Below are 19,246 nucleotides of genomic sequence, written 5' to 3'. Positions count from 1 at the left end.
GATTGGCTTTTTTAGGCTTTTTTGATAAAATGGAGAGTATGGAAATAGAAAAAACCAATCGCATGAACGCCTTGTTTGAGTTTTATGCAGCCCTGTTGACCGACAAACAGATGAACTACATCGAGCTATATTATGCTGATGATTACAGTTTAACGGAAATTGCGGAAGAATTTCAGGTCAGTCGTCAGGCTGTTTACGACAACATCAAGCGGACAGAAAAGATTTTAGAAGATTATGAGATGAAACTGCACATGTATTCCGATTACATTGTTCGCAGCCAGATTTTTGATGACCTTTTGGAAAAATATCCAGAAGACCAATACTTGAGAGAGCAGATTATGACCCTCAGTCAAATTGATAATAGAGAGTAGGAGACTATTGTGGCATTTGAAAGTTTAACCCAACGCCTGCAAGGGGTGTTCAAAAATTTACGCCGTAAGGGCAAATTATCAGAAAAAGAAGTCCAAGAGGTAACCAAGGAAATTCGTTTGGCTCTCTTAGAAGCTGACGTGGCCTTGCCCGTTGTCAAAACCTTTATCAAACGTGTGCGTGAGCGCGCTGTCGGACACGAGATTATCGAGACCCTTGATGCGTCCCAACAAATCATTAAGATTGTCAATGAAGAATTGACAGAGATTTTGGGAGCTGAAACTGCAGATCTTAACCAGTCAGCAAAAATTCCAACCATTATCATGATGGTAGGTTTGCAAGGGGCTGGGAAGACGACCTTTGCGGGTAAGTTAGCTAATAAACTGATTAAGGAAAAATCAGCTCGTCCCTTGTTGATTGCAGCTGATATTTACCGCCCAGCGGCCATTGATCAATTAAAAACCTTGGGCCAACAAATCAATGTTCCTGTTTTTGACAAGGGAACAGAAGTAGCCGCAGTGGAAATCGTGGCTGAGGGCTTGGCTCAAGCTCGGGAAAATCATAATGACTATGTCATCATTGATACGGCGGGTCGTCTGCAAATTGATGCTAAACTCATGGAAGAGTTACGAGATGTCAAGGCACTGGCTCAACCAAATGAAATTCTCTTGGTTGTTGATAGCATGATTGGTCAGGAAGCAGCCAATGTTGCCTTTGAATTTAACCAACAACTGGACATCACAGGGGTTGTCTTGACCAAGATTGACGGGGATACCCGTGGCGGTGCCGCCCTATCAATTCGTGAAATTACAGGCAAGCCCATCAAGTTCACTGGTACCGGCGAAAAAATCACTGATATTGAAACCTTCCACCCTGACCGTATGGCTAGTCGTATCTTGGGCATGGGAGACCTCTTGACCTTGATTGAAAAAGCTAGTCAAGAATATGATGAGAAAAAATCACTTGAACTGGCTGAAAAAATGCGGGAAAATACCTTTGATTTCAATGATTTTATTGAACAGCTAGATCAAGTACAAAATATGGGGCCAATGGAGGACCTCCTGAAAATGCTGCCAGGCATGGCCAACAATCCAGCCCTAGCCAATCTCAAGGTGGACGAAAAAGAGATTGCTCGTAAGCGGGCCATCGTTTCTTCCATGACCCCTGCTGAACGTGAAAATCCTGACTTGTTAAGCCCTAGCCGTCGTCGTCGTATTGCCGCAGGGTCTGGTAATAGCTTTGTGGAAGTCAACAAGTTTATTAAGGACTTTAACCAAGCCAAGGGCATGATGCAGGGGGTCATGTCTGGTGACATGAACAAGATGATGAAACAAATGGGACTTAACCCTAACAATCTTCCTAAAAATATGCCAAATATGGATGGTATGGATATGTCAGCCCTTGAAGGCATGATGGGCCAAGGCGGTATGCCTAACCTCTCTGCTTTGGGAGATATGGACATGAGCCAACTTCTAGGTGGTGGTCTCAAAGGCAAGGCCGGCAGTTTCTTCATGAAACAAGCCATGAAGCGTCAGGCTAATAAATTGAAAAAAGCCAAGAAGAAACGAAAATGAAACTAAGATCCCCCAAAACCTCTCAGATTCAAAAAACTGAGAGGTTTTTCATCATAAAAATGAGTTAATGTCCGTGAATAAGCTAGTCATTTGACATTTCTTGTACTAATATGATAGAATAATATTCATAATCACTTTTTATTTACTGAGAAAGGGAGAAAAGATATGCTAAAATCACTTTATCCTTATGAATTCCTTGACAGTGTTTTTGCTATTGATTATCAAAAGCTACGTGATAAGGGGTATAAGGGGTTGATTTTTGACATAGATAGCACCTTGGTCCCCCATGGTCGCCCATCAACTCCTGAGATTGATGCCCTCTTTAAGGAGATTCAAAACTTAGGCTTCAAAACTCTTTTATTGTCCAATAATAGTGACGAAAGAATTAAGGAATTTACGGTCAATATTGATAGCTTATACATTCCCTTGGCAGATAAACCTAAAACTGACAATTACCTCAAGGCGTTGAAGTTGCTTGATTTACCCAAAGACCAGGTTGTGATGATTGGCGATCAGCTCTTCACCGATATTCTAGGGGCCAATCGCAGTGGCATAGCTTCAATCCTCGTTCAATTTTTAATGCAAGAAAATGAAACAAAAATCGGGAAAAAGCGCATGGTTGAAAAACTTATTTTAGCAAGTTATGGTCTGCAAAAAGCCTATCAGCACCGTCTCGGGGATATTGAAAAGAAAGGAGTTTAATCGTTATGGTATTTTGGAATAAAGATTTGCTATTTTGTGAAATCAATCCCACCTGCTACGCGATTTCAATGCAAAAGGAAATTTTAAAGCGTCACCTTCAAGATTTTAGGGCAAAGAAAAATTTTGCAAGAACCCTTAGTCAAGATATTTTGCCTAACTTAGTGGCTAGTCGTGTCTCGGGATTAATTAAACGTGGTCCAGGAATTGATCCTGTTCTCCAAGAAAATAAGGCAGTTAATATTGATTTAGCAGCCCAGCATATCCACAAAATTGTTATTCACCCCGGAGAAGAGTTTTCTTTTTGGAAACTAGTTGGGAAGATTACCAAACGTAAGGGCTACCTAGATGGTCGCGTTATTATGGGGGATAAAATTGAAGCTGGCATGGGCGGTGGACTCTGTAATTTAGCCAATACTATCCATTGGGTTATTGTTCATAGCCCAATGGAAATCACTGAATTTCACACCCACTCAGATGCCCTTGCACCGGATGAGGGTCCTCGCCAACCGTTCAGCAATGGAACCTCTATCAGCTACAATAATATTGATTATCGCTTTAAAAATCCAACTGACCAACCTGTTCAACTCTTGGTTTGGTGTGCTAACGAAAATCTTTACGTAGAATTACGTAGTCAAAAAGAGTTTCCTTATTCTTACGAGTTAGTAGAAGAAGACCACCATTTCAAGAAAGAAGGGGAGAAATTCTATCGTAATTCTAAAATCTATCGGGAGACGATGGACCGTCAAACCAATAAAATTTTGGAAAAAGAATTGATTCTTGATAATCACTCAGAAGTTATGTTTGATTACGAACTGATTCCTAAAGAATTGATTAGGGAGTCATAAAAACCACTGAAATTCAGTGGTTTTTATCGTTATTATGATGATTGCTGAATGTAATCACAGACCTTGTCAATTTGTTCAGCAAAGCTTCCATCAAATTGATTGTCAAAGAAAGCACTACCGATAGTAAATGTCCAAGGGTTGGCATCTTTGACCTCATCAAGCCGCTGATAACTATCAATGCTACCTGCCAAACAAACAGGTGCCCCTACCTGCTCAACAAACCCCTTGTTTAGGGCCACGGCATCACCTGTATACCGGTAACCCAAAAGGTCAAAACCATAGACCCCTTTAGCCAAGTATTCTTTTGCCTCAGCAACCATGTCTTCAAGGCTTCCCTCTAAAACAGAAGGGCGGCCAGTGATTTGACCAACAAAAGGCATGTATTTTAGGTTATTTTCCTGACAGAATTGATTAATCTTATCAGAAAAAATCGTTCCCATCAAGATATCACAGCCACAATCTAAGGCAGTTTTCGCACCTGCCAAACCTTCTTCCTCAGTATAGGCAACGACTTCAAGGAAGGTTGTTTTCCCCAAGGATTTCATCTTGGCATAAAGTTCCTTCATTTCTGCCAAGGGGAGGGGCTTTTCTTTAAATCCCCAAAATTTGGCCTTGGAGTTTTTGCACTCTTCAAAGATTTGTGCCGCATTTTCGACAGTCGAATCATTATAGGTTAACATCACAATTAATTCAGGTGTGTTCATAAGATAGAGCCCTTTCCATACAAAAATCTATCAAGTAATCTAATAGTATTATATCATATATACAAGAAAAACAATAGTAAAATGTTCCGAAGCAGGTATCTTTTCTTAACATTAAGGTGTTTTCTATCTACTTTATCATCCCTAAAAGGAACAATCGCTGTGCATTAATCAACAAACATATTATTTTAAGATAGATTTAGTAGAAAATAAATGACCCTAAGGGGATTAAAGGTTTTAACTCTAATATTTAAAATAAAACTAAAAATTTATGAACAATTGACCCAACACTGTCTAAACCCGTGATAATACTGGGATAGAAGCATAAAGTACATTGATTAAAAAATGTACTTTACTTTTATTTTGTACTTTTGAATAGGGTTATTTATTGTACATAATGATTAGTTTATTTTGTTCTTTGTATCTCTGTTGAAAAGTACATTTATCATCCACAATTTGATAAAATTCAGTACTTTTAAAAGTACATTTTTTCAGTTACTTTATATTATAGAGGATTTTGGGATAATGCTATTTTTCTCGATTTGATAGTGAATTTTATAGACGCAATTACTAACAAAGCTCGAAATACGCTATAATATAATTAATCGATTTATTTTGATAAATGGAGGTACTGCATTGTCTAACAATAAGAAAATTGAAACATTGGGAGTTTCTTACCTAACATCTTTTATCAATAAACATGAGTTGCTTCAAACTTATTTTGATAGTAATGATAAAACACCAGCGTGGGATGGAGAAATCCATATTTTAAAATCTGCATCGGAAAGAAAGAGCGATATACTGGGAAAGGTACCTGTTCAAATAAAAACTACAACAAGGAAAGTTAATGAACTAAAAAATTTTCAGTTACAAGTGAACGATTTAAAATTATACTTAAAAACTGGGGGAGTTGTGCTATTTGTCGTTTGGCTTGATGAGCATAATAATCTGAGAAAAATATTTTATAAGTCTCTTCCCCCATTTACAATAAAAAAACTGCTTAAACGAAGCAATTCAAAATCAACTATAACACCCTTAAAAAAGATTACGATTCAAATTCATGAGTTAGAAACCAAAATACTTTATCCAATGTTATGTGATTTCACCAATAATAGTGGTAAACAATTTAGTTTTGTTAACAGTGGGGGACTTTCAAATGTAAATTTACCCGATTATAAAAGTTTAAAATTTTATCATTATGGAGAGTCCACTAGGAGTTTTCGATTATCAAAGACAACATGATTTATTCGTTTATGTTGTTGATAAAGAAACTGGTCTTGAAATTCCTGTAGAAGAAACTATAGAAGTTTTTGAAATGTTTACTGATACAAACTTGACTTTATCCATAGGTGACTCTTATAAATTTGAAAATATTACTCGTCATTATTTTTCAAATGGGAATGTCGAACTACATGCAGGTAACGGTTTTAAACTAACTTGTAATGAAAAAGAAGGTAAATTTAAATTAAATTACAATAGACCGAACTTATTGTCAGAAGCTATATATTGTACCCGTTCGCTTATTGAATTAAAAGAAAAGGGATATATCAAATTAAATGAATCAAAGATTCAATTTGATCGTAAAACACTTCAGAGTCTTGAAAAAATGACTTTAGAAATTCACCTAGATGAACTTTTAAAAATTTCTCAGTTCCTAGAAAAGCTAGACATAAAAAAAGACATAAATTTATCACTTTTTGATGAATCTTCCAAAAAGAACTTTGATAGTCTATATAAAGGATTAATTTTGAAAGAAGAAATCAAATCAAATTTCAATGAATCAAAACTACTTCACTTGAACATATCATTACCTTGTACCAATTTGTAAAATCAGGTCTTGGTACTATGATAGATATTTTTAATGAAACTCCTTGGTGTAGAGTTGAAGATTCTGAAGGAGATAGAGACATATCTATTTTTGAAGCATTCGAAACTAATGATTGGCAAAAAATTGATAATTGTAATTTTGATTCTGTTATTGCCTCTTTCCAAAGATTAGTTGATAATAACTTAAATTATGAAAGTGCAAATGATACAATAATCAAAATTATTTCAGCTTCAGATTTGGTAGATGATAAATCAAGAAAAAACTTGTTGTTAGAATGGGCTCAAAGGCTTTCAAATTGGAACATGGAATATTTTGGTAATACTGAATTTGCTATCATAAATGATTTACAAATTAAATCTCGAATTAGGGATTTAAATGATTTTGAGTTCAAAACGTTGAGTGAAATCATGATCAATAACAACGGGAATAATGAGGTTTGTTTTGTGGCTTCCATTCTATTAAGATCGAAGCCACAAGCCAGTTTATATTGGAATAATTTGGATGAAGAAACTCGCGAGAAATATGGGGAATATTCAATTTATTATCTGTTTAACCAATTGTGATGAAGTTCCAAAGATCATTTCAATGTAATATATCTTAATTTTGATTAATAATCATTCATAATAGTATTAAATACTATGATTAGCTTTATATAACAGGAGGATAAAATGGGAAAAAGTATCAGATACTCAAAAAAGTTGAAGCCATCTAAACAAAGTATAGAAGCAACATATTCAGATTTTAGAGAATTAAACTTATTGATAGGATCTGAAACAGTTGAATACGCTGGATTTTTTATTCTAAATAACGGAAAGTGGTTTAGCCGTTCTGACTACCCAAATTTTTTAAATTTTAGAATTAAGCACGACCGTAAAAATATATATTTAGAAAAAATTGAAATGCAATTATCTCCCCAAAATAAGCGTCTTCGAGATAAAAGGAAAAAGATTGATAAAAATTGGAAAAATCATAAAAACAAGCCACAAAATACATATGGATCCAAGTTTGTTTCAACCTATAAAGACATATTTAACAGAGGTCACCTAGTAGCTGATGCGTTATTAGAATTTTCGGATAACTCTGAATTATATAAATGGCAAGATTTTGTAATGCTCACAGATTGGTGCAATAGAGCAAATTCAAATAATGAAGCTTGTGGTATGTATTATTTTGAAGAAATAATTCTAAATTCTTTAAAGAGTGGAGTAGAGTTAAATTATAGAGTGACGCCTGTCTTTAAGAAAGTAGAGGGGATTAATAAATTTGAAGTTCTACCTCGTGGGATTATTCTTGAAGCAAAAATAACTAATAATAAGGAATTTGTTACTTCTCATAAAAATAAGCTTTTTCCTTCCAATGAACTTAATGTATTTATTCCTAATGCACAAGAGAATTACATTATCAATTATGAAACAGGTGAAATAACATGAGTGATTTGTTTATTATAGGTAACGTTTTTGATTTAGCACATGAGTTACAGATTGGGAGAGGTAGAATACGATTACGCTAATAGTGGTGTACCTATAAAAATAAATTTTGGTTATAAAAGAAAGACTAAAAATTTATGAACAACTGACCCAACATAGTCTAAAACCTTGACAACACTTACTGATGATATCCTCAGAGCAATGGCAAGGACGGACGAGACCATTATTTCTATTTTACTGTTGAATTCAGTAAAACAGAAGTGGGAGTGAGGAAATTTAGATATAGAGGAAATACTCTTTCTAGCGATTTTTAGCTGTGGTATAATAGAATGTAATAAGATAAACAGGGAGTAAACAAATGTCGATATATATTGATGACTTACTTAGAGAGTTTAGGAGTAGAACTCTAAAAACAGAGGACGATGTAAAGATATATGCTTATAGTGATATATTTTCCCCGATTCAAAAAGAGTACGCACCGCATACTACATTTCAATCAGAAAGAACCTTTGTTAAAGGTGGTAGAGCGGATGGGACGATAGCTAATTTAGTTATTGAGTACAAAAAGTATAATCACTTTGAAAAAAGCAAGGGTGAGTTTGAGGCGCTATTTGGACGTGATCAAAGCAAAAATGATAGTGGATTGTATCAATATATATTAAATAGTATTATAGGTGATGTAATTGACGATTCGATTCTAGAAACTTTCGGTGTCGGATTTGATGGTAATGAGTGGTTATTTGCAAGATTTGCAAAAGTTGTTGAAGAACATAGTATCGATTTAACTCGGACACGTTTTGAGGAAATATACGAAAGTAATGAGACTAAGTGTCCATATAAATTTACATGGAAGAAGTATAATTTTAGAGATGGTCTTGAGCAACTAATTCTTCTATTTAATTCAACAGAAAAAACGAAAATCACCAAGGAAAATTTATCAGCAGTTTTTTCTCCTAGGAACCAAAAGATTTCAGACGGAATTCAGAAAATCTATAATATTATAGATTCCCAACTCTTGCTGGATGGAAACCAAAGAACGAAGACTCTTTATTATGAATGGGATAGGACATTCGGAGCTATGTTTGGTAATGAGGAACAGGAAACGGAATTCAATGAAACTTCTGATGCTATAAAAAAACTTTATGGTGTGGAAGAGCAAATTGATATAGATTCTAAGCTTTTCCTTTTTTCAACGCAGACATACTTTAATATTTTTCTGAAATTATTGATTGATTCTTTTATAAATAAGATGGTCAATCCAGCTTTAGTAAATAATTTTAGTCCAACATGGAGTGAAGTGGTTTCATTGTTTGAAGGAAGGGATACAGAGAATTCAAAAATAATCTCTAACTTTTTTGAAATCCACTATTATGAATGGTTTACTTATCTCTATGATAAGTCAGATACAAGTGAAATGTTGGAAATCGTTAAGGATATCTATGTGATGCTCAGTAATTTCGATTTAGCAACCTATAAGTTAAGGCCGGAAAGCGTCCAAGATGTTTTACAAGAAATCTATATGACTCTTATCCCTGATAAAATCAGACATCTTTTGGGAGAATATTTTTCACCTGATTGGGTTGTTGAACATTCATTAGATAGAATCGGTTATACAGGGGAACTTGACAAAAAAATAATTGACCCTACCTGTGGTTCAGGTGCCTTTGTGATTCAAGCTCTAAAAAGAACGATTCATAGCGAAAATAATAGTGTAAACTTTGGGGCTGCGAGAGTAATTACAGGCAACATTGTTGGTTTTGATTTAAATCCAATTTCAGCAGTTTCCGCAAAAGCGAACTACATACTGACTCTGTTTTCATCGATAGAGGGAAAATTCTCTGATTTCCCTGAACCACTCGCAATCCCGATATATATTTCAGATTCCGTATTATCACCTATCGTATATTCAGAAGAAAATAGAGAAACTTTTAAAGCTCAGACTTCTGTAGGAGATTTTGTAATACCGAAGTTTGATAGCTTTGATGCAGGAAGCAGATTTTTAGATGATATTAGCGATTCTGTTGAAAAAGATAGACCATTTTCAGTCTTTGAGGCACTCATTTTAAATAGACTTGGACTTTCTAAATCGCAAAGAAAAGCTGTTGCAGAAATGTACGAAGATATGATACGCTACCATAGAAGTGCACAAGATTCATTTTGGGGACGTATTTTGAAAAATAGCTTTGCTCCAGTAATGCTGAAACAAAGGTTTGATTATGTAGTCGGTAATCCACCGTGGATAGCGTGGAAATCAATGAGTAAAGTCTACAGAGAAGGAACCTTAGAAGTTTGGAAGAGCTATGGAATTTTTGAAAAGAATGCCTACGACAAGAAAACGACACATGATGACTTTGGAATGGCGGTAACATATGTCGCACTAGACCAATATCTTAAGGAAAATGGAAAAATGTACTTCCTGCTTCCGTGGACATTTTTGAAGTCAACAAAAGGTGGAGAAGGTTTTAGGAAACTTTCCATAACAAGAAATGACCAACAAATTCCGGTTAAAATTACTTCGGTAGATGATTATAACGATATCCAAATTTTCAAACCAAAACACACCGTAAGAACAATAGGGGTGCTATTTGAAAAAAATAAGCTAATGTCCTATCCAATGGACTCCTGGTATGAGTGGTCTTATAAGGAAAAAGTTCCATTTGAAGCACATTTTAGTTGGAATCAGGTTTCAGAATATATTGAAAACCGAAAATTATCTGCGAAGCCGATTGATGAGTCTGATATTCAATCGTCTTGGTTAACTCTGGAAGCAGATGAAATTGCACTAGTCAACAATGTATTACTAAATGGTACGACTGCAGAATACAGAGGAAGAAAAGGTATTGAACCTGCTGGTGCTAAAGGAGTATACGTACTACAAACTCCATCTAAAAATAAAGATGGCTCGTTGAATATAATAAATGATATGTCTCGCCAGAGAAGGAAAGACTTGAAGTCAAAGGGTGAACAGAGAGGGATAATAGAAGATACATTTGTATATCCAATGTTAGGAGGTCGAAATATCCAAAGATGGAAAGTAGTTTCAAATGAGTTTATGTTGGTTCCTCACAAAATTGATACCCCATATGGACTTGATGAAACTATTTTAGCTGCAGAGGCTCCAAAAACTTATATGTGGTTAGAATACTATAGAGATGGGCTTTTGGCTAGCAGAATACAGAGTGGGAAATTCTATAATCCAGACACGCAACCATGGTATCGATTGGACAATGTTGGTGACTATACATTTGCAGATTGTAAGGTGATTTGGAAAGAACAAGCAAGTAGTTTTGCAGCTGTTGCAATCGGGAACTATAGTTCTATACCTAATGCGGATTTATCTCTGTTTGACGGTAATGATAAACCTGTTGTAGTGGATTCAAAAGTTCTAATGTTAGCAACTGAAACCATGGAGGAAGCGTATTATATATCAGCTATATTAAATTCAAAAAGCATAAGAGATATTATTGATGCATATTCAGTGGGCTTAAATAGAGGCGTAGATGTGTTGAAAAACATTAGAATTCCTAAATTTGATGAGAACAACAGTTTACATGTTGATATTGCAAGAAAATCCGAAGCTATTCACCTAAATGCCAAAAAAGATTTAAGTATCACTGAACTAGAAAGTGAACTGGATGCGTTGGTGAAAATGCTTTATTAAAAATCAAACTTTTGCAATAGAAGAATGTCGATACGATACTCATTTAAAAAAACTTAGCATAAAATACTAGGAGCGAACGTTTTAGTGTAATAAGTAATAATAAATGATTAATCAACAAATAAAAAATATATTTCTGAAAAATAACCGTTTTTCGGAAATATAAAAAAGAAATTTCCATGATTGACTTGTAACTCATTCCAATCTTATGATATAATTTATATGCTTTTGAAGTAACATTATTGAAAACACAACGTTTTGAAACTATATGGGATAGGGAGCTATGCAACCAGGTCTTAAGAAAGCTCGTAAAGCTAGCCATTTCTCAAAACGTTAATTATCAGCGATATATCAACATTTCAAAGCATTCAAGAGTTTAGGCTCTTTGTCAATTGTAGTGGGTAGACGAAAAGCTAACACCTAGAGAGGACGAAATTCGTTCTCTCATTTTAGATGTTTAAAGCAATATAAATCTTTGTTTTTAAAGTTCGTAAAGTTCCTCAAGCCGAACGCTTGCCTCTTGATGTCTTTAATGAGTTTATTAGTCGCTTCCAGTTTAGCGTTGAAATATGGAAGCTCCATGGCGTTCGTGATGTAAGTTTTATATTTTAGAAATGTCTTAAAAACAGTCCTAAAGGTAGGATTGATAAGATTCAGATTGTCCTCTAGAAGCTCGGAGAAATGTTTCGAGTTCTTCTCTTGGAAATGGAAGAGTAGGATCTGGTAGAGTTCGTATGAATAGGTTACACTAAACTAGACAGAATTTATAAAGTGTTCTACACTAAAGAAAAAAGGAGTAAAACTGTGTCTAGAAAAATTCGCCGTTACTTCACTGATGACTTCAAACAATAAATCGTTGACTTGCACAATGCAGGAAGAAAACGCAGTGAGCTGATTAAAGAATATGATTTAACGCCCTCAACCTTCGATAAGTGGGTCAGACAAACAAGAACAACTGGTTACTTCAAAACTATCGATAATCTGACAGATGAACAAGGTGAGTTGATAGAACTCAGAAAACGAAATAATGAACTGGAAATTAAAGCAAGCAGCAGTGATTATGGCACGAAAAGGAGAATAATCACGTCTAACAAGGACAAATACAACATTTCATCCATGTGTCGATGGTTGATCATTCCTCGCTCTAGCTATTACTACAAAGCTGTAGAGCCAGTATCTGAAGCAAAACTTGAGGAAAAATTCAAAGCCAACTTCCTCCAAATTTTTGACTTCATTCTAAAACATAGATAACACCTTTCGGCACATTTTGTGTAGAACTTGAAACTAGTCTAAAAAGAAAAAAATCACAGCTACTGTATTCCATTTAACTGGACTATAGTAACTGTGTTTTTATTAATTCTCAATCGGTTTAAAATGTCCTACAATCTCACCAATTATTTCAGGTTTTTCTTCAAATGGAGCGAAAATCGTGTCATATTTATTATTGATAGGCATAAACTTGTAGTATGTGCTATGCTCATATACTTTTCTAAACATAGGTTGTCCATTAAACACAACTAGATAGAGTTTGCCGTCTTCAACCTCATTTGCAAATTTAAGTAGAACAACCTCACCCATAGGTATCTCAGGTTCAAGGGAATCATCTTGCATCCAAAGTGCAAACTGATACAGAGTCTTTGTGTAATCATAGTTCAAAGTGAAGCTAGGAATTTTACTGGAATCATTCAACGCCTCTAAGAATGATTTCATGTTATATGTCTTATATGGATATTTTGTTGCCGAAGATGGATTATTAAGCTCTTGACTTGGAACAGATTTCCCAGTCTCCCAATGGGAGATTGCAACTTTAGAAACTTCTAGCAATGAGCCGAGTTTACCTTGGCTCAATTTTTTATTATGGCTTCGAGCCAGTTTTTCTCGTAGAGAAAAACAAGAAAACCACCAGCTATGCTGGTGGCTGCCAGGCTTAGAGCTTCCATTTCTTTTTCCTGATATAATCTAATTGTTCAGGTTAGATAAAGGAGGAAAAAGAAATGGTTAAAACCAGTTACAGTTTATCACATACCAAATGGATGTGCAAATATCATATAGTTTTTACACCTAAGTACCGGAGAAAATCCATTTACTACAAAATTAGGCAGGACTTAATTGATATTTTCCGTCATCTATGTCAATACAAAGGGGTGGAAATCATTGAGGGCCACATGATGCCAGACCATGTTCATATGCTTGTCTTGATACCTCCAAAACTTTCGATTTCTGATTTTATGGGATATTTGAAAAGCAAAAGTGCTTTAATGATATTTGATAAACACGCTAATTTGAAATATAAGTATGGAAATCGAAAGTTTTGGGCTAGAGGCTACTATGTTAGTACCGTTGGGTTGAACGAAAAGACGGTTGCGAAATACATTCGCGAGCAGGAGAAAAATGACATTGCACTTGATAAATTGAGTGTCAAAAAGTATGAATATCCATTTTCAGATGGCAGTTTGCAATTCACAAATTTTCATCAATATGTTAAGACCTCATCTAAGATAAAGTCTATCACGGATGATGGCAATAAACGTTTTTCTTATGTGACGAAATTTTTAAACTATGTCTTCGGAGAGATAAAAATAACAAGCCTAGATTACTTAACACTTGATATGGTGAGAGAGTTTCTGATGCACTATGGTTTAGGAACCTTGCCTGGCGATACCAAGCACAGAAAGAAAAGTACAGTGGAGATTTGTGTAAACACCGTACTTGATTTTTTAACACTCTATCTTGATGAACGAAAAGGGAAGGCTTTGCTGACATCTAAGGAGCTCTATACGACTACCTCCTTTACAAATAAGCGAGGAAGGTTAATCAAGCGTAAGGAGCCGAGTTTTGAGGTGTTTTATGACGATAGCAATACTGAACAAGTAATCTTTCGTGACATGCCAAATGCTGCCTTTGAAATGCTCTTTGCTCATATCGCCAAAAATCACAAAGACATACTCATGGTAGTTGCACTAGGAGCGTTTGCTGGTTTACGACTATCTGAGGCTTGTAATGTGAGAAGAGAGGATAGTCCGTTAGGACCAGGTATTCTCTTCCACCAAAGCTACGGTGAAACTTCCAAAGTAGAAATAGACTTAAGAAAAGAAATTCCCCTCAGAAGTGATTTTAAGCCCACAGGACGCATCAAGAAGGAGCGGATGCTCGCCGTCCCATATATCATCTTTCTAGAAGTATTTGTGGACACCTACAATGATTATATGGCGTATCTAGTATGATGTCTATTATCAGCGTTTCTGAAAGATTATCCGAGAAGAGATGATCCCAATATTCCTTTGAAAGTGCTTGGGTTTATTTACAAAACAATAGAGTTAAATGCAGATACTCCAAAAATGAGAGAGAAGATTAGTCAATATTTATTAGATAATAAGTGGTTTTATATTGGGATAAATAAAGATAATCAGTGTATTAAAGATCATGATACTCAGCTTTTAAAGAAGCGAATAGTTAGCTTTTTAACAACTGAGCCTGGAATTGAATCGATGGAGGCAATTTTTAAACAAAAATTTCCCATGTCACACCAATATTTTAAAGAATTTGCAACTGTTAATAATCTTAAAGAAGTTAGTCAATTTTATCTGATGGATTTTCTTTGTTATTATTTGGAGAAGGACATATTTGGAAAGAATTGGACACCCCACTCAACATAAAAATGTAAATTTCTTTAACATTTTTCCGAAAAACTATAATTTTCTTGAAAGATGTTAAGGGATATGCTATACTAGAGTTACCAAGATGATTGGAGAATTTTTATGAATCGGCAACAACTGCTAATCAAAATCGAACACCTTAAAACTAACATGCCCTGGTATATTTTAGATTATTACCAATCGAAACTAGCTGTTCCTTACAGCCTAACCACCTTATATGAATATTTGAAAGAATACCAGCGTTTTTTTAATTGGTTACTTGAATCAGACCTTGTTGAGGCTGAGCAAATTGCTGATATTCCCTTGAACACCCTGGAAAACTTGACCAAAAAAGATATGGAAGCCTTTATTCTTTATCTACGCGAGCGCCCCTTACTCAATGGCAATCAAGTTCAAAATGGTCTCTCCCAAACCACCATTAACCGCACCTTGTCAGCTCTTTCTAGTCTTTATAAGTATTTAACAGAGGAAGTTGAAAATGAAAATGGTGAACCTTATTTTTATCGAAATGTCATGAAAAAGGTCATGACCAAAAAGAAAAAAGAAACCCTAGCAGCTCGAGCCGAAAACATCAAGAAGAAACTGTTTCTAGGCGATGAAACCATGGCCTTCTTAGATTATGTTGATCACCACTACCAACAGCAATTATCCAATCGTGCCTTGTCCTCCTTTCTGAAAAATAAAGAACGAGATCTAGCCATACTAGCCCTCCTACTTGCCTCAGGAATTCGCCTCTCAGAAGCCGTTAATCTAGATATAAAAGATTTTAATGCTCAACTCATGATTGTTGATGTTGTCCGTAAGGGAGGCAAACGAGACTCTGTTAATATTGCTAGCTTTGCTCAAACCTACCTTAAATCTTATTTAGCTATTCGACAAGATCGTTACCGCCCAGCAAAAACGCAAACCGCTCTGTTTCTCTCTCTTTACAGGGGACAGGCTAATCGAATTGATGGGTCTAGTATTGAAAAAATGGTAGCCAAATACTCAGCTAGTTTTAAAGTACGGGTTACTCCCCATAAATTACGTCATACTCTAGCTACCAGACTCTATGATGCAACCAAATCTCAGGTTTTGGTCAGTCACCAATTAGGACATGCGAATACTCAAGTCACGGATTTATACACCCATATTGTTGATGACGAACAGAAAAATGCCCTAGATAAACTTTAATTTACATAACTAAATTTATGTAAATTAAACTAGTCATTCTTAAGACTGATTTTGTTCCACTTTGAGTCAAGCTACCCCCTTCCCGTTTAAAATTCTGCTATAATCAAGGTATCATTAAAAGATGGAGAAACTAATGACAAATAAAACAATAACTAACTTAGGTAAAAAAAGTAGCCAAGGCCTAGGCAAGGCTTTGGGAAGTGTTAGCAAGATTTTTGGTTTGCTAGATACTGTTGATATTGTCAGCAAGGTAACAGATAGTACCATTCCTATTATCGACAAGGCTCTAGACCGTCGACATGAAAAACAAAGTCGTTTAATACGTTTGGACAATCTGATTCATATGGATGTCCTAGAAGCCAAGGCTCACTTAGAAAATCAAGGATTTACCGTTAGTACCATTTTAGCCAAACCTAGCAAGGCCTATCAAACTGCTCGACTAAATGAGGTGGTGGCCATGTCACCCAAAGGGGGGAATCTGCCTACGGGTTCTTTGATAAAACTCTATTATATCAATCAGGAAGTTATTGACGAAAGTAAATTAGAAACCAGTCTACCAGATGTGACAGGAATAGCTTTGGATCAGGCTCAAATGCTCTTAGAAAATCAAGGATTTACCGTGGTGTTGCAATCCTTGCCGGCTAAAAAGGAATTAGCAACAATGACTGCCAATACTGTTTTAGCCATGTCCCCAAGACCTAATGTCTTTCAATCAACAATCAAGACAGGTGGGATCATTAAACTGTCCTATCTTGAACAAGATAACCTATTAGCTAGTCAAGAATTAGCTCAAATCAGCCTTGAAAAACAGGCCCAACGTCAACAAAAAGTCCTTGACAGTTTTAACCAAGTGGGGCAATTATTAAATAGAAAAAAATAGTGAGGATTTCTCACTATTTTTTATTTTCAAAGAGATAAATAAGCTTCTAAATCGGTCAAGGCACGTTGGGCGATGGCCTCGTAGCGTTCCTTTTTATCACGAATACGTGGTCCATCTAGTTCTTGAATAATTCCAAAATTAACGTTCATGGGTTGGAAATGCTTACTTTCAGTATGGGTAATGTAATAAGGCAGGCTACCGATAGCAGTTGTTCGTGGAAAGACCACTTCTTCTTCTGCCTTGAAGAGACGAGCAGCATTGATACCAGCGACCAAGCCACTAGCTGCTGACTCAACATAACCCTCGACCCCTGTCATTTGACCAGCAAAGAAGAGATTTTCCTGGCGTTTAGAACGGAAGGTCTGCGTTAGTAGATTCGGTGAATCCATGTAAGAATTACGGTGCATAACGCCATAACGGACAAAATCAGCATTTTCTAAACCAGGAATCATTGAAAAGACCCGCTTTTGCTCGCCCCACTTGAGATGGGTTTGGAAACCAACAATATTATAGAGGCTACCAGCTGCATTGTCTTGACGGAGTTGAACGACCGCATAAGGCGTTTTATAATCACCGTCTCGTTTGCCCTTATAATCATCTGGATATTCCAGTCCAACAGGCTTCATTGGGCCATAGAGCATGGTTTTAACCCCACGTTTGGCCATGACTTCAATAGGCATGCAGCCCTCAAAGTATTTTTCTTTTTCAAAAGCATTGAGCGGTGCTTCTTCAGCATTGACCAGAGCCTCATGAAAGGCCATAAATTCTTCCTTGGTCATAGGACAGTTGAGGTAGGCCGCCTCTCCCTTATCATAGCGTGATTTGAGATAAACCTTATCCATGTCAATGCTTGATTTGTCAATAATCGGTGCTGCCGCATCATAGAAATAAAAACCTGAGCCGTCATTTAGTTGATGGATTTTTTCAGCCAAAGCGTCCGATGTCAGAGGTCCCGTCGCAACAATAGTGATGGCATCTGTTGGAAGCTCTGTAATCTCATCACGACTGACCTCAATCAGTGGGTGTTGATGGATGAGGTCAGTCACCATTTGAGAAAAATTTTCACGGTCAACAGCTAAGGCACCGCCAGCAGGCACACGATGGGTTTCAGCTGCTTTCAAAATCAGTGAGTCCAAACGACGCATTTCTTCTTTCAACAGACCGACAGCATTTGTCAAAGCATCCCCACGTAGAGAATTTGAGCAAACCAGTTCGGCAAAATTCTCCGTCTTGTGTTGGGGTGTTGGCTTCATCCCACGCATTTCATAAAGTTTAACTTTAATGCCTCGTTTGGCAATTTGATAGGCCGCTTCGCTCCCTGCCAAGCCAGCTCCAATGACATTGATATAATCTACTGTCACAATTTTCCCTCCTTGTTTGTCACTTTGCCTATTATAGCAAAATACTAATAATTTTGCTATTATCTTGCATGATGGTAAGCGTTTAATTTGTAAGCGATTCAAAAATAAGTTATAATTAAGGTATCATTTATTGAAAGGAAATGTTCATGAAAACATCTCGTCTATTAGCAACCTTAGGCTTAGCTGCCCTTCTCACTGCCTGTTCAACGAATAATACCAGCTCATCGTCGGATTCTACGGCTAAAACAACAAAGACAACTTGGGAAACCGTTCAGGAGCGTGGGGAGTTGATTGTTGCTACACCAATGACCTATCAACCAACCTCTTATTACAATGACAAGAAGGAATTAGTTGGTTACGAAGTTGACATGATGAAAGAAATCGGTCAGCGTCTCAAACTGAAAGTAACATTTGTCGAAACAGCCTTTGACCAAGCTTTCTCATCTGTTGATAGCGGTCGAGTTGATGTCTCGCTTAATAACCTTGATATTACACCTGAACGTTTGGAAAAATACAATATTTCAGAAGCCTACAAGTACAGTGTCAGCGGTTTGATTGTTCGTGCAGATGGCTCATCAGGCATTTCTGCCAAGGATCTTAGTGACTGGGCAGGCAAAAAAGCTGCCGGTGCTGCTGGAACCAACTACATGAAAATTGCTAAAAAACAAGGAGCGGAATTAGTTACTTATGATAACGTTGCTGGGGATGTTTACTTAAATGATGTTGCCAATGGGCGGACGGATTTCATCCCTAATGATTACATCTCTCAAAAATTATTTGTTGACGCCATGAAAAAAGATAACCCTGACTTAAATGTCAAGGTTAGCGATGTGATTTACAATCCCAGCCAACAAGGTATTATCATGAGTAATAAGGATGACAGTCTCTTTAAAAAAATTGACGAAGCCCTGTTATCAATGAAAGAAGATGGTTCCCTAGCTAAACTTGCTGTGAAATACTATGGTGAAGATGTCAGCAAACCTTATGAATCAGATCAGGAAATTCCAACCATTGATATTAGTGATGTCTCAGACGCAGGCTAATAGTAGGTTTAATGAGAGGACTTAGTTTT

At 36.2% G+C, this 19,246-nt stretch carries 13 protein-coding genes and 5 pseudogenes; 14 read left to right on the top strand and 4 right to left on the bottom strand.

Annotated elements, in window-relative coordinates; all coding sequences use genetic code 11:
* Nucleotides 1-38: 38 nt before the first annotated feature.
* From FRX57_RS01380 to FRX57_RS01365, 4 genes are all read left to right on the top strand, one after another.
* Entirely contained in the window at nt 39-371 is a 333-nt protein-coding gene (locus FRX57_RS01380; protein WP_146565883.1) for a putative DNA-binding protein, read from the top strand.
* 9 nt (nt 372-380) lie between these two features.
* Nucleotides 381-1,943, top strand: coding sequence for a signal recognition particle protein (gene ffh, locus FRX57_RS01375; RefSeq protein WP_146565881.1), 1,563 nt, complete (start codon nt 381-383; stop codon nt 1,941-1,943).
* A gap of 165 nt (nt 1,944-2,108) precedes the next feature.
* Nucleotides 2,109-2,645, top strand: coding sequence for a YqeG family HAD IIIA-type phosphatase (locus FRX57_RS01370; RefSeq protein WP_146565879.1), 537 nt, complete (start codon nt 2,109-2,111; stop codon nt 2,643-2,645).
* 5 nt (nt 2,646-2,650) lie between these two features.
* Complete coding sequence (locus FRX57_RS01365; RefSeq protein WP_146565877.1) at nt 2,651-3,490, top strand: VanW family protein; 840 nt, start codon at nt 2,651-2,653, stop codon at nt 3,488-3,490.
* Between the two features lie 32 nt (nt 3,491-3,522).
* Here the strand turns inward: FRX57_RS01365 and FRX57_RS01360 are convergent, their stop codons facing one another.
* Nucleotides 3,523-4,194: a hypothetical protein gene (locus FRX57_RS01360; protein ID WP_146565875.1), complete on the bottom strand. Its 672-nt coding sequence runs from the start codon at nt 4,192-4,194 to the stop codon at nt 3,523-3,525.
* Between the two features lie 633 nt (nt 4,195-4,827).
* On the opposite strand from FRX57_RS01360, the pseudogene FRX57_RS01355 reads away from it, so the two are divergent.
* The 4 genes and pseudogenes from FRX57_RS01355 to FRX57_RS01345 all read left to right on the top strand — a co-directional run bounded on the left by FRX57_RS01355 (nt 4,828) and on the right by FRX57_RS01345 (nt 11,107).
* Nucleotides 4,828-6,582: pseudogene (locus FRX57_RS01355) on the top strand (DUF4365 domain-containing protein).
* Nucleotides 6,583-6,687: 105 nt separating this feature from the next.
* A complete protein-coding gene (locus tag FRX57_RS01350; protein WP_146565873.1) occupies nt 6,688-7,449 on the top strand; it encodes a DNA/RNA non-specific endonuclease in 762 nt (253 codons plus the stop codon).
* 200 nt (nt 7,450-7,649) lie between these two features.
* Nucleotides 7,650-7,760: pseudogene (locus FRX57_RS07670) on the top strand (DUF5960 family protein); the annotation flags it as partial.
* 44 nt (nt 7,761-7,804) lie between these two features.
* Nucleotides 7,805-11,107: an Eco57I restriction-modification methylase domain-containing protein gene (locus FRX57_RS01345; protein ID WP_146565871.1), complete on the top strand. Its 3,303-nt coding sequence runs from the start codon at nt 7,805-7,807 to the stop codon at nt 11,105-11,107.
* A 446-nt stretch (nt 11,108-11,553) separates the two neighbouring features.
* Here the strand turns inward: FRX57_RS01345 and FRX57_RS01340 are convergent.
* Nucleotides 11,554-11,845, bottom strand: a pseudogene (locus tag FRX57_RS01340) (transposase); the annotation flags it as partial.
* A 111-nt stretch (nt 11,846-11,956) separates the two neighbouring features.
* On the opposite strand from FRX57_RS01340, the pseudogene FRX57_RS01335 reads away from it, so the two are divergent.
* A pseudogene (locus FRX57_RS01335) lies at nt 11,957-12,325 on the top strand (IS3 family transposase); the annotation flags it as partial.
* A 132-nt stretch (nt 12,326-12,457) separates the two neighbouring features.
* Here the strand turns inward: FRX57_RS01335 and FRX57_RS01330 are convergent.
* Nucleotides 12,458-12,928 carry a S24 family peptidase gene (locus FRX57_RS01330; RefSeq protein ID WP_186600806.1) on the bottom strand — a complete coding sequence of 157 codons (471 nt, stop codon included), beginning with the start codon at nt 12,926-12,928 and terminating at the stop codon, nt 12,458-12,460.
* A 170-nt stretch (nt 12,929-13,098) separates the two neighbouring features.
* Here FRX57_RS01330 and tnpA point away from each other — a divergent pair.
* The 4 genes and pseudogenes from tnpA to FRX57_RS07585 form a co-directional block, all read left to right on the top strand.
* Nucleotides 13,099-13,548: pseudogene (gene tnpA, locus FRX57_RS01325) on the top strand (IS200/IS605 family transposase); the annotation flags it as partial.
* An 837-nt stretch (nt 13,549-14,385) separates the two neighbouring features.
* The gene (locus FRX57_RS01315) at nt 14,386-14,760 is read left to right on the top strand and encodes a hypothetical protein (RefSeq protein ID WP_186600805.1); all 375 of its coding nucleotides are present in this window, start codon (nt 14,386-14,388) and stop codon (nt 14,758-14,760) included.
* 102 nt (nt 14,761-14,862) lie between these two features.
* Nucleotides 14,863-15,933, top strand: coding sequence for a tyrosine recombinase XerS (gene xerS, locus FRX57_RS01310; protein ID WP_146565867.1), 1,071 nt, complete (start codon nt 14,863-14,865; stop codon nt 15,931-15,933).
* A gap of 133 nt (nt 15,934-16,066) precedes the next feature.
* A complete protein-coding gene (locus tag FRX57_RS07585; RefSeq protein ID WP_186600804.1) occupies nt 16,067-16,813 on the top strand; it encodes a PASTA domain-containing protein in 747 nt (248 codons plus the stop codon).
* A 26-nt stretch (nt 16,814-16,839) separates the two neighbouring features.
* On the opposite strand, the gene trmFO is transcribed toward FRX57_RS07585, so the two are convergent.
* The gene (gene trmFO / locus FRX57_RS01300; RefSeq protein WP_146565865.1) at nt 16,840-18,174 is read right to left on the bottom strand and encodes a methylenetetrahydrofolate--tRNA-(uracil(54)-C(5))-methyltransferase (FADH(2)-oxidizing) TrmFO; all 1,335 of its coding nucleotides are present in this window, start codon (nt 18,172-18,174) and stop codon (nt 16,840-16,842) included.
* A 146-nt stretch (nt 18,175-18,320) separates the two neighbouring features.
* Here trmFO and FRX57_RS01295 point away from each other — a divergent pair, with 146 nt between their 5' ends.
* Nucleotides 18,321-19,217, top strand: a complete 897-nt coding sequence (locus FRX57_RS01295) for a transporter substrate-binding domain-containing protein (RefSeq protein WP_146565863.1) — start codon at nt 18,321-18,323, stop codon at nt 19,215-19,217.
* Nucleotides 19,218-19,246 lie beyond the last annotated feature (29 nt).

It is taken from the genome of Streptococcus cuniculipharyngis, from assembly GCF_007859195.1.
Taxonomy (GTDB): Bacteria; Bacillota; Bacilli; order Lactobacillales; family Streptococcaceae; genus Streptococcus; species Streptococcus cuniculipharyngis.
Note: the sequence above shows the minus strand (reverse complement) of the source record. Positions and strands in the feature narration are given on the sequence as shown.